Origin of the sequence: Embleya sp. AB8 (assembly GCF_049739465.1) — a bacterium.
Classification (GTDB): domain Bacteria; phylum Actinomycetota; class Actinomycetes; order Streptomycetales; family Streptomycetaceae; genus Embleya.
Genome location: NZ_JBMHHY010000027.1, coordinates 28,440 through 40,465 on the forward strand (window position 1 = coordinate 28,440; position 12,026 = coordinate 40,465).

1 protein-coding gene is annotated in these 12,026 nt (G+C 71.4%); it reads right to left on the reverse strand.

Translation table 11 applies throughout. From position 1 onward, the window contains the following. Positions 1 to 91: 91 nt before the first annotated feature. On the reverse strand, positions 92 to 11,983 hold the full coding sequence (locus ABIA38_RS33980; protein WP_424642768.1) for an SDR family NAD(P)-dependent oxidoreductase: 11,892 nt from the start codon (positions 11,981 to 11,983) through the stop codon (positions 92 to 94). Between the last annotated feature and the right edge of the window lie 43 nt (positions 11,984 to 12,026).

Sequence of the window (12,026 nt, forward strand, 5' to 3'; positions counted from 1 at the left end):
GGCGTCAACACTCCCTAACGCGAACTGACGTGAACCGACAGCGGCCGGCGTGCCCCGACGGGCCGTCATGGTGGTTGGTGGAACGGGTGGTTCAGGAGATCCCGAGCTCGTTGTCGATGAAGTCGAAGATCTCGTCGTCGGAGGCGGCGTCGATCTTCTCGGCCACCGCCGTGACTTCGTCGGGACCACCGGCGGTCCGACTCGCCGAATCGTTGAGCCGGACCAGGAAGTCCTGCAGCCGGGCCGCCAATCGCTCCCGGGTGTCATCGTCGGGCACACTCGCGGCAAGCGCCGCCTCCCAGCGGTCCACTTCGGCAAGCAACGGCAACGCCGCCGGTGTGTCGGGGACCAGTTCGGCGCGCAGGAACCCGGCCAGCACGGTCGGCGTGGGATGGTCGAACACCAACGTGGCCGGCAGGTGCAGTCCGGTCGCCGTATTGAGCCGATTACGCAGCTCGACGGCGGTCAGCGAGTCGAAACCCAGCTCCTTGAAGGCCCGTTCGGCCTCGACCGACTCCGGCGTGGCATGGCCGAGCACGGCGGACGCCTGGCTCAGGACCAGATCCAGCAACCGGTCCCGCTGCTCGTCCGCGCCCAGCCCGCGCAGCCGATCCGCGAGCGAGGCCGAGCCGCCGCCGGCCGCCCGCCGCGCCTCGACGGCGCGCCGGATCGGGGCCCGGACCAGCCCGCGCAACACCGGCGGTACACCCGAACCGGACCCGGCCGCCCGGGCACGCAGGGTGCCGAGGTCGAGGGGGAAGGGGATCAGTACGGACTGGCGCAGGGCCGCCGCCTCGTCGTAGAGCGCCATGCCCTGCTCGGAGGTGATGGGCAGGAAGCCGGTCCGGGCCAGCCGATCCACATCCGAGGTGTCCAGGTGACCGGTCATCCCGCTGCTCTCCGCCCACAACCCCCAGGCCAGCGAACTGCCGGGCAGGCCCCGGGTGTGGCGGTGCCGGGCGAGCGCGTCGAGGAACGTGTTGGCGGCGGCGTAGTTGGCCTGCCCCGGATTGCCGAGGGTGCCGGCGGCGGAGGAGTAGAGGACGAAGGCGGCGAGATCGAGGCCGCGGGTGAGTTCGTGCAGATGCCACGCCGCGTCCACCTTCGGGCGCAGCACGGTGTCGACCCGGTCGGCGGTGAGCCCGGTGAGGATGGCGTCCTGGAGGGTGCCGGCGGTGTGGATCACGGCGGTGAGCGGGTGTTCGCCGGGGATGGCGTCGAGCAGCTTGGTGAGCGCCGTGCGGTCCGCGGCGTCGCACGCGGTGATGGTGATCTGCGCGCCCAGGGCGGTGAGTTCGTGGCGCAGGTCGTCGGCGCCCGCGGCGTCCGGGCCGCGTCGGCTGGTCAACAGGACGTGTTTGGCGCCGTGTCGGGTGATCAGATGGCGGGCGGCGAGGCGACCCAGGGTGCCGGTGCCGCCGGTGATCAGGACCGTGCCGTCGGGGTCGAGCGCCCGGGGAAGGGTGAGCACGACCTTGCCGGTGTGCCGGGCCTGGCTGAGGTAACGGAACGCCTCGGGAGCACGACGGACGTCCCAGGCCGTGACCGGGAGCGGCCGAAGGGCGCCGCTGTCGCACAACTCCCGGATGGCAACCAGCATTTCCTGCACGCGGTCGAGCCCGGGATCGAGGACGTCATACGCCTGGTAGGTGATGCCGGGGTAGTTGGTGGCGATGGTGTGTGGGTCGCGGATATCGGTTTTGCCCATTTCGAGGAAGCGTCCGCCGGGTTGTTGGAGGCGGAGTGTGGCGTCGACGTATTCGTGGGCGAGGGAGTTGAGGACGATGTCGATGGTGTGGGGGAAGGTGTGTTGGAAGTCGAGGGTGCGGGAGTTGGCGATGTGGGTGTCGTCGAGTCCTTGGGCGCGGAGGGTGTTCCATTTGGTGGGGGATGCGGTGCCGTAGATGTCGAGGTCGAGGTGGTGGGCGAGTTGTACGGCGGCCATGCCGACGCCGCCGGTGGCGGCGTGGACGAGGAGTGTTTCGCCGGGTTGCGCGGCGGCCAGGTCGACCAGGCCGTAGTACGCGGTCAGGAACACCACCGGCACGGCGGCGGCCTCGGCGTAGGTCCAGCCGGCGGGCATCCGGGTGAGGACCCGCTGATCGGCGACCGTGATCGGGCCGACGCCACCGGGCAGCAGGCCCATCACCCGGTCGCCCGGGACCAGATCGGTCACGCCGGGGCCGACGGCCAGGACCACCCCGGCTCCCTCGCCGCCCGGCGGCCGGGAGTCGCCTCGGACCATGTCGAGGCCGATCAGGATGTCCCGGAAGTTCAGCCCGGCGGCCCGGACTTCAACCCGCACCTGCCCCTCGCCGAGTGGTTCGAGCGCCTCGGGGGCGGGTTCCAGGAAGAGGTCCTCGAGGGTGCCGGTATGTGCGGATGCCAACCGCCAGTTGGCGCCGTCCGCCGGCACCGCCAATACCTCGTCGGCCGAGGGCCGGGCGAGCCGAGGTAGCAGCGCCTGCCCCTGGCGCAGGGCGAGTTGGGGCTCCCCGGCGGCGAGGGCGAGCGGCAGGACCTGCCGGGACGTCTCGGTGTCGTCGGTGTCGACGAGGGTGAAGCGACCCGGGTGCTCGCTCTGCGCGGAACGCACCAGGCCCCACAGCGCGGCACCGGCCAGATCGGTCACGTCCTCGCCTGCGTGCGTGGCGACCGCGCCTCGGGTACGAACCACCAGGTGGGTGGCGGTGTGCCGGTCGTCCGCCAGCCATTCCTGGAGGAGGGAAAGAGTACGGCGGGTGGTCGATCGTACGGCTGCGGCGAGGTCGACGTGGTCCGCGTGGTCTGCGTGCGCAGCGCGCTCTGCGGCCGGTTCTGCGGCCGGATCCGCCGCTGCGTCTAGCACCAGGGTGGTCGGGTGCCGGTCGCTGTCTGAGTCGAAACGGCCGAGCCAGTCGCCGAGTTGAGTCGGCGTCAGTACGGCGGGAGTGATTGCCTCGGCGGGTTCGGCCGCCTCGTCGATCGGGAGCGACGTCCAGTCGAGACGGAACAGGGAGGCACGCCGACGATCGACGTTGCCGCCGTCGGTCGAGGCGAGCGCGGCGAGCTGCTCCGGCGAGATCGTGCGCACGGTCAAGGCGTCGACCGAGGCGACGGGAGCGCCGCTCGCGTCGGCGACTTCGAGGGACAGGACTCCCTCGCCCACGGACGACAGCCGGACCCGCAACGAGCCTGCCCCGGCCGCGTGCAGGCGAACTCCGCGCCAGGAGAAGGGCAGTCGGATCGCGGCGTTGCCGCTGTCGGCCGCCGCGAGGAGATCCCGGGCCATCGGGTGCAGCGCGGCGTCGAGCAGCGCGGGGTGGAGAGCGAACGCGGTGGCGTTGACGTCCTCGGGCAGGCTCACCTCGGCGTAGACATCGTCGCCGACATGCCACGCGGCCTGTACGCCCTGGAAGACCGGGCCGTAGCCGTAGCCTGCGGCGCCGAGAGTCTCGTAGAGGGCGTCGGCGTCGATCGGGACACCGGCGGTCGGCGGCCAGCTGGTGGCGTCGAAATCGCTTGCCACATGGGACGGTTCCCCGGGCGCGAGCGAGCCCGCTGCGTGCCTGGTCCACGAGTGCTCGCCGGACTCGGCAGGATTTGGCTCGGGGCGCGAGTGGATGGTGAGGGCGCGGCGGCCGGCGTCGTCGGGGGTCGCGAGGGCGATCTGGAGTTGCACGGCGCCGGTGGCCGGGACGATGAGCGGGTTCTCCAGGGTGAGTTCTTCGAGGACGGGCAGGTCGGCCAGGTCGGCGGCGTGCAACGCGAGGTCCACGAAGGCGGTTCCGGGCAGCAGGACGGCGTCCAGGACGGCATGATCGGCCAGCCACGGGTGGGTGCCGCGGGCGATCCGGCCGGTCAGGACGAGCGCGGCGCCGTCGGCGAGTTCGACGGTCGCGCCGAGGAACTCGTGTTGTGCCGCGCCCAGTCCGAGTCCGCCGGCGTCCTTGGCGGTGGCCGGGGTGTCGAGCCAGTAGTCCTGTCGCTGGAAGGGGTACGTCGGCAGCTGGGGATCCGGGACGGACGTGGCGGCGGACGGCGGGATGTGCGTGGCCAAGGCGCCGGGGACGCCGAGGACGTGCAGGGCGGCCAGGCCGGCGGTGAAGCGGTGGTGGGTGCCCTGGTTACGGCGCAGAGTTTCCACGGCGTGGATGTGCGCGGCCTGGGTGGTGTCGGTGATGGCATGGGTGAGGACGGGGTGGGGGCTGGACTCGACGTAGATGTGGTGGTGTTCCCGAGCCAGGCGTTCGATGGTGGGTTGGAGGAGGACGGGGTTGCGGAGGTTGTCGTACCAGTATTCGGCGTTGAGGGTGGTGGTGGTGTCTTCGATGGGCAGTGTGGTGACGGTGGAGTGGAAGGGGATTTTGGCGGGTTGTGGGGTGATGGGGGCGAGTTGGGTCAGCAGCTCGTTGCGGAGGGGTTCGACGTGGTGGGAGTGGGAGGCGTAGTCGACGGCGATGCGGCGAGCGTGGATGGTGTGGCTGTCGGCGTGCTGCTGCAACTCGTCCAGGGCCGTGGCGTCGCCGGAGACGACGGTGGAGTTGGGGCCGTTGTGGGCGGCGATGTGGATGCGGCCGGCCCAGGGTTGGATGAGTTCGCGGGTGGCCTCGGCGGGGAGGGGGATGCTGGTCATGCCGCCGTGTCCGGCGATGCCGGTCAGGGTTTGGGAGCGGAGGGCGACGATGCGTGCTGCGTCGTCGAGGGTGAGTGCGCCTGCGGTGTAGGCGGCGGCGATCTCGCCCTGTGAGTGGCCGATGACCGCGTCGGGCCTGATGCCGTGGTGTTGCCACAGGTGGGCGAGTGAGGTCATGACGGCGAAGAGGGTGGGTTGTACGACGTCGACGCGTTTGGGGTCGGGGCTGCCGGGCCGGGCGTTGAGGACGTCGATCAGGTTCCAGTCGACGTATGGCTCAAGGGCTTCGGCGCAGGCGTCCAGGTGTTCGCGGAACGGTGTGGATTCGCGGTGGAGGTCGAGGGCCATGCCGTCCCATTGGCTGCCTTGGCCGGGGAAGACGAAGACGGTCTTGCCGGGGTTGCCGCCGGTGGTGGTGCCCTGGATCAGGTCCGGGGTCTCTTGCTGCCGGGCGAGGGCGTCCAGGGTGGTCGTGTGGTTCCCGATGATCACCGCGCGGTGGTCGAACCGGGTCCGTCCGGCCAATACCCGAGCCACGGCGGCCGGGTCCGACTCCGGGTGGCCGGCCAGGTGCTCACGCAGCCGCTCGGCCTGCTCGCGGAGGGCCTGCGGGGTGCGGGCCGACAGCAGCCAGGGGACGGGAATCGGCTTGACCTCGGCGGCGTCCGGGTTCTTCGCGGCCTTCGGGGCCTGCTCGATGATCACGTGCGCGTTGGTGCCGCTGACGCCGAAGGACGAGATACCGGCGCGGCGTGGGTGGTCGGTTTCGGGCCAGGGTGTTGTCTCGGTCAGGAGCGAGACCGCGCCGGTGGTCCAGTCGATGTGCGGGGAGGGTTCGTCCACGTGCAGTGTCTTGGGGAGTACGCCGTGTTGCATGGCGAGGGCCATCTTGATGATGCCGCCGACGCCGGCGGCGGCCTGGGTGTGGCCGATGTTGGATTTCAACGAGCCGAGGTGGAGGGGTAGTTGGGCGGGTCGGTCCCGGCCATACGTGGCCAGCAGTGCCTGTGCCTCGATGGGGTCGCCCAGTGTCGTTCCGGTGCCGTGGGCCTCGACGGCGTCGATCTGGTCGGGGGTGAGGTCGGCGGCGGCCAGGGCCTGGCGGATGACACGTTCCTGGCTCGGCCCGTTGGGGGCGGTCAGGCCGTTGCTGGCGCCGTCCTGGTTGATCGCCGAGCCGCGCAGCACCGCGACGACCGGGTGGCCGTTGCGTTCCGCGTCGGAGAGGCGTTCCAGGAGCAACAGCCCGACACCCTCCGCCCAACCGGTGCCGTCCGCCGACGACGAGAACGCCTTGCAACGCCCGTCCGCCGACAGTGCCCGCTGTCGGCTGAACTCGACGAAGGTCAGCGGCGTGGCCATCACGGTGACCCCACCGGCCAGCGCCAGGGAGCACTCGTCGTTGCGAAGTGCCTGGGCCGCCAGGTGGATGGCCACCAAGGACGATGAGCAGGCCGTGTCGATCGAGACCGCGGGACCCTCGAAACCGAAGGTGTAGGACACTCGGCCGGTGGCGACGCTGCCCGCGCTGCCGTTGCCGAGGTAGCCCTCGAAGCCGTCCGGCGCGTTGAGATGCAGCCGCGAGCCGTAGTCGTTGTACATCACGCCGGCGAACACCCCGGTTCGGCTGCCGCGTACCGAGTGTGCGTCGATCCCGGCCCGTTCGAACGCCTCCCACGCCGTTTCCAGGAGCAACCGCTGCTGCGGGTCGGTGGCCAGCGCCTCACGCGGACTGATCCCGAAGAACTCGGGGTCGAACCGGGCGGCGTCGTACAGGAATCCGCCCTGCCGGGTGTAGCTGGTGTTCGGCCCGGTCAGGTCGGGGTCGTACAGGGCCTCCAGATCCCAGCCGCGTTCGGTCGGGAACTCGCCGATCGCGTCGGTGCCTTCGGCGACCAGCCGCCACAGGTCTTCCGGCGTGCGGACGCCGCCCGGGTAGCGGCAGCTCATCGCGACGATGGCGATCGGCTCGTCGGCGCGTAGGGGAGTACGGGACGCGGCCTTGGGGGTGGACGTGCCGGTTCGACCGGAGAGTTCGTGATCCAGGTGGGCGGTGAGTGCGTTCGGCGTCGGGTGGTCGAAGACTAGGGTGGCGGTCAGTCGCAGGCCGGTCGCGGCGCCGATGCGGTTGCGTAGCTCGACCGCCGTCAGTGAGTCGAAACCCAGGTCTTTGAACGGGCGTTCGGCGTCGACGGTCTCCGGGGATGGGTGGCCCAGGACACCCGCCACCTGGTTGCGGACCAGGTCCAGGAGGGTCCGGGTACGGTCGGCGGCGGACAACCCGGCCAGTCGTTCGGCCCACGTCGATCCGTCGGGGCCGCCGCCCGAGCGCAGGACACGACGCCCGGACGTACGGACCAGGCCGCGCAGGATGGCGGGCGTGGTACCGGCCGCCGCCTGGCCGCGCAGCACGCCGAGGTCGAACAGGACCGGGACGGCGGCCGGTTCGGTCAGGCGTAGGCCCTGGTCGAGCAGCGCCAAGCCCTGCTCCGTGCGCAGCGGGGCCAGACCCGAGCGGTTGAGCCGACTGTGGTCCGTGCTGTCGAGGCCGCCGGTCATCGTGCTGGTTTCGGCCCACAACCCCCAGGCGAGCGCGGTGCCGACTCGGCCGGCGGCCCGGCGGTGCTGGGCGAGGGCGTCGAGGAAGGTGTTCGCGGCGGCGTAGTTGGCCTGCCCCGGATTGCCGAGGGTGCCGGCGATCGAGGAGTAGAGGACGAAGTGGGTCAGGTCGTGGTCGAGGGTGAGTTCGTGCAGATTCCAGGCCGCGTCCACCTTGGGCCGCAGTACCGCGTCGATGTGCTCCCCGGTGAGGCCGGTCAGTACGGCGTCCCGGACGATGCCGGCGGTGTGCACGACGGCACCGAGCGGGTGTTCGGCGGGGATGCCGGCCAGGATGTCGGCGAGCGCGCCGCGATCGGCGGCATCGGCGGCGGCGATCGTGATCTCGGCGCCGAGGGTGGTGAGTTCGTCGACGAGTTCGGCCGCGCCGTCGGCTTCGATGCCGCGTCGGCTGGTCAACAGGAGGTGTTTGGCGCCGTGTTCGGTGATCAGGTGGCGGGCGGCCAGGCGGCCCAGGGTGCCGGTGCCGCCGGTGATCAGCACGGTGCGGGTCGGGTCGAGCGGACGCGCCGTCGGTGCGTCGGCCTCGCTGGTCGGGGTCGAGCGGGTGAGTCTGGGGATGAGCAATGTGTCGGCACGCAAGGCGATTTGCGGCTCCCCGGAGGCGAGAGCCGCGCCGAGCCGCGCCGGTGGTGTTGCTCCGGCGTCGAGGTCGAGCAGCGTGAATCGGTCCGGATGTTCGGCCTGCGCTGTGCGAACGAGACCCCACTGTGCGGCGGCGGCCAGACTGGGCACGTCCGCGTCGGGCGTGATGGCCACCGCGTTGCGGGTGACCAGGACCAATCGGGCGGCGGCGAACCGGTCGTCGGCCAGCCAGGATTGCAACAGTTCCAGGCTCTCCCGAGTGGTGGCATGCACCCCGGCCGGGGTGTCGTCGGCCGGTTCGATGGTGACCAGAACGGTTTCGGGGACGGGCGCACCTTCGGTTACGGCGGCCTGAAGCTCCGCAAGGCTCGGCCAAGTTGCCGTCCCCGCGAGCGAATGCGCTGCCGAACCGAGGAAGGCCCACGTCGGGACGGGCGTGCCGGTCGTGGTGATCGGCTCCCAGCTCACCCGGTGCAGCCGGTGCTCGGTGGCGGGTCCGGTCGACAACTGGCGGATGTCGACGGGCCGGAGCGTGAGGGTGTCGACGGTCGCGACGGGGGTGTCCGAGGTGTCGGTGAGCACGAGGCGTGCCGTGTGCTCGGCCGTCCTGGTGATCCGGACCCGCAGCACGGTCGCCCCGGTCGCATGCAGCCGGCTGCCCGTCCACGCGAACGGGAGGGGTACGCGGTCGGGTTCCTCGGCGAGTGTGACCAACGCGAGTGGATGGAGCGCCGCGTCGAGCAGGGCCGGGTGCAGACCGAAACCGTCGGGGGAGACCCCCTCGGGCAGCGCCACTTCGGCGTACAGGAGGTCACCGGATCGCCACGCGGCGCGAAGACCCCGGAAGACCGGGCCGTAGGACAGGCCGCGCGCAGCGAGGGACGGGTACACATCGGTGAGGTCGATCGGTTCGGCGTGCTCGGGCGGCCAGACCGCACCGATCCCGGCCGGGTCGACCGGATCGCCCGTGCCGAGTACGCCGACCGCGTGGCGCGTCCAACCCTCGGCATGGTCGATCGGCAGGCCGGCGGCCGACTCGTAGTCGGCATCGGTCCGCGAGTGGATCGTGATCGGCCGCCGACCGTCGGCGTCCGGGCCGCCGACGCCGATCTGCAGCAGTACGCCGCCGCCGTCCGGCAACCCGAGCGGCGCCTCCAGCGTGAGGTCCTCCACCACGTCCAGGCCGACCTGGTCGCCGGCCCGGATGGCCAGGTCGACGAACGCGGACCCGGGCAGCAGCGCCGTGTCCGACACCGCGTGGTCGGCCAGCCACGGATGGGTGCGGACGGACAACCGGCCGGTGAACAGCAGCCCGTCACCGTCCGCCGCCGCGATGGCCGCGCCGAGCAGCGCATGACCGGCCGAGTACAGACCGGCGGAGGTCGCCTCGCCGGTGCCGGCCGGTGCCGCCAACCAGTAGCGGTCGCGCTGGAACGGATACGTCGGCAGCCCGGTGGCCGCGGCCCCGACCGGAACCAACGACGCCCAGTTCGGGGCCTGATCCAGTAGCCGGACCTGCACGATCGCCGCCGTCAGCGTCTCGGCCTCGGGGTGCTTGCGGCGCAGGGTCGGGACGAACACGGACTCCCGGCCCGATTCCCCGGCCGGATCCCGCAGTTCGTCGACGGTCTCCTGGGCGAGGGCGGCGAGTGTGCTGTCCGGGCCCAACTCCAGGTAGGTGGTGACCCCTTCGTGGTGGAGCGTACCGATCCCGTCGTGGAACCGGACCGCATTGCGGATGTGGTCGGTCCAGTAGGCGGGGTCGGTGAGCTGCTCGGTGCCGGCGATCGTGCCGGTGGTGTTGGAGATCAGCGGGGTGTGTGGCGAGTGGTAGGTCAACTGCTGGGCCACGGACCGGAATTCGGCCAGCACGGGCTGCATGTGCGGGGAGTGGAAGGCGTGGCTGACCTTGAGTTCCTTGGTCTTGTACCCCGCCGCGCGGGCCTGCCCGGCGATGTGGTGACTCAGCACGTGATCACCGGAAATCACCGTGGCGCGCGGGGCGTTGTGCGCCGCGATCGAGACCAGGTCCTCGTGTCCGGCGAGGAAATCGGCCAGGTCCGTCGGTGCGGCGTTGATCGCGATCATCGTGCCCAGCGTGGGCGCGGCCTGCATCAACCGGGCCCGAGCGGTGATCAGCGTCGCGGCGTCGGGGAGGGAGAGTACGCCGGCCAGGTGTGCGGCGGTGACTTCGCCGATGGAGTGGCCGATGAGGTAGTCCGGTGTGATGCCGTGGTGGGCGAGTAGGTGGTGTAGCGCGGTCTGGAGGGCGAACAGGGCCGGTTGGGTGTAGCGGGTCTGGTTGAGCAGCTTCGGGTGGTGGTCGATCACCTCGCGCAGCGGTCGGTCGAGGTGTGGGTCGAGGTGGCCGATCACCTCGTCGAAGGCCGCCGCGAACACCGGGTAGGCAGCGCGGAGTTCGGTGCCCATGCCGAGCCGCTGGCTGCCCTGCCCGGTGAACATGAACGCCGTCCGACCGGCCCCCGGCGTGTAGCGGCTGCGCAACACCGACGCGCCGGTGCGGTCCTCGGCCAGGCCGAGCAGTCCGGCCAGAAGGCCGTCCCGGTCACCCGCCACCACTGCGGCTCGGTGGTCGAAGGTGGTGCGTGCGGTCGCCAAGGTGCGGGCGACCGCCACCGGGTCGAGGTCGGGGGCCGCTTCGACGTGTGCGCGCAGCCGGGCGGCCTGCTCGCGCAACGCCTGGGGAGTACGGGCGGACAACACCCACGGTACGGGGTGGTCGACTGCCTCTCCGGGGGCCGCGGGCTCGTCCTCGGCCTCCTCGATGATCACGTGGGCGTTCGTCCCGCTGATCCCGAACGACGAGACGCCGGCCCGGCGCGGATGGTCCGTCTCGGGCCATGGCTCGGCCTCGGTGAGCAGGGTGACCGCGCCGGCGGTCCAGTCGACGTGCGTGGACGGCTCGTCCACGTGCAGCGTCTTGGGCAGTACCCGATGCCGCATCGCCTGGACCATCTTGATCACGCCTGCGACGCCCGCCGCCGCCTGGGTGTGGCCGATGTTGGACTTGATCGAGCCCAGGCGCAGCGGGCGGTCCGCCGGACGGTCGACGCCGTAGGCGGCGAGCAGGGCATGTGCCTCGATCGGGTCGCCGAGCCTGGTACCCGTGCCGTGTGCCTCGACCACATCCACCTGATCCGGCGTCAGGCCCGCGTCGGCCAGCGCCCGGTTGATCACCCGCTGCTGGGACGGGCCGTTGGGCGCGGTCAGTTGGCTGCTCGCGCCGTCCTGGTTGACCGCCGAGCCGCGCAGGACGGCGAGTACGGGATGGCCGTTGCGCCGCGCGTCGGACAGTCGTTCGAGCAGCAGGAGGCCGGCTCCCTCGCTCCAGCCGGTGCCGTCGGCGGCCGACGCGAACGCCTTGCACCGGCCGTCGGCGGACAACCCGCGCTGCCGGCTGAACTCGACGAACGTGGCCGGGGTGGCCATCACGGTGACCCCGCCGGCCAGGGCGAGCGTGCATTCACCCTGCCGCAGGGCGTGTGCGGCCAGGTGCAGCGCGACCAGCGAGGACGAGCACGCGGTGTCCACGGTGACCGCGGGGCCTTCGAGGCCGAACGTGTAGGACACCCGCCCGGATGCGATGCTGCCCGCGCTGCCCGCGACCAGGTACCCCTCGAAGCCGTCCGGGACGTTGGCGTGCAGCCGAGAGCCGTAGTCGTTGTACATCACGCCCGCGAACACCCCGGTCCGGCTGCCGCGCAGCGACGTCGGCTCGATCCCGGCCCGCTCGAACGCCTCCCACGCGGTTTCCAGGAGCAGGCGGTGTTGCGGGTCGGTGGCGAGTGCCTCACGCGGACTGATCCCGAAGAACTCCGGATCGAACTCGTCCGCGTCGTGCAGGAATCCGCCCCGGTTCGTGGACGAGCTGCCGACCCGATCGGGATCCGGATCGTAGAGACCGTCCGGATCCCAGCCGCGTTCGGTGGGGAACTCACCGATCGCGTCGGTACCTTCGGCGACCAACCGCCACAGATCCTCGGGACTGCGCACGCCGCCGGGGTAGCGGCAACTCATCGCGACGATCGCGATCGGCTCCTGCTCCCGCGTCTCCAGCTCCTGGAGCCGACGGCGCGCCTGGCGCAGGTCGGTGGTCGCGCGCTTGAGATAGTCGCGAAGCTTCTGCTCGTTCGTCGTCGTCATGCGAAGTCAGCCCCCTTGAGGCAGCCAGTGGTCGTGGGACGGG

Bases quoted from the DNA above. Each gene is read 5' to 3' on its own strand.
- ABIA38_RS33980 (WP_424642768.1), bottom strand. From the start codon at position 11,983: ATGACGACGACGAACGAGCAGAAGCTTCGCGACTATCTCAAGCGCGCG.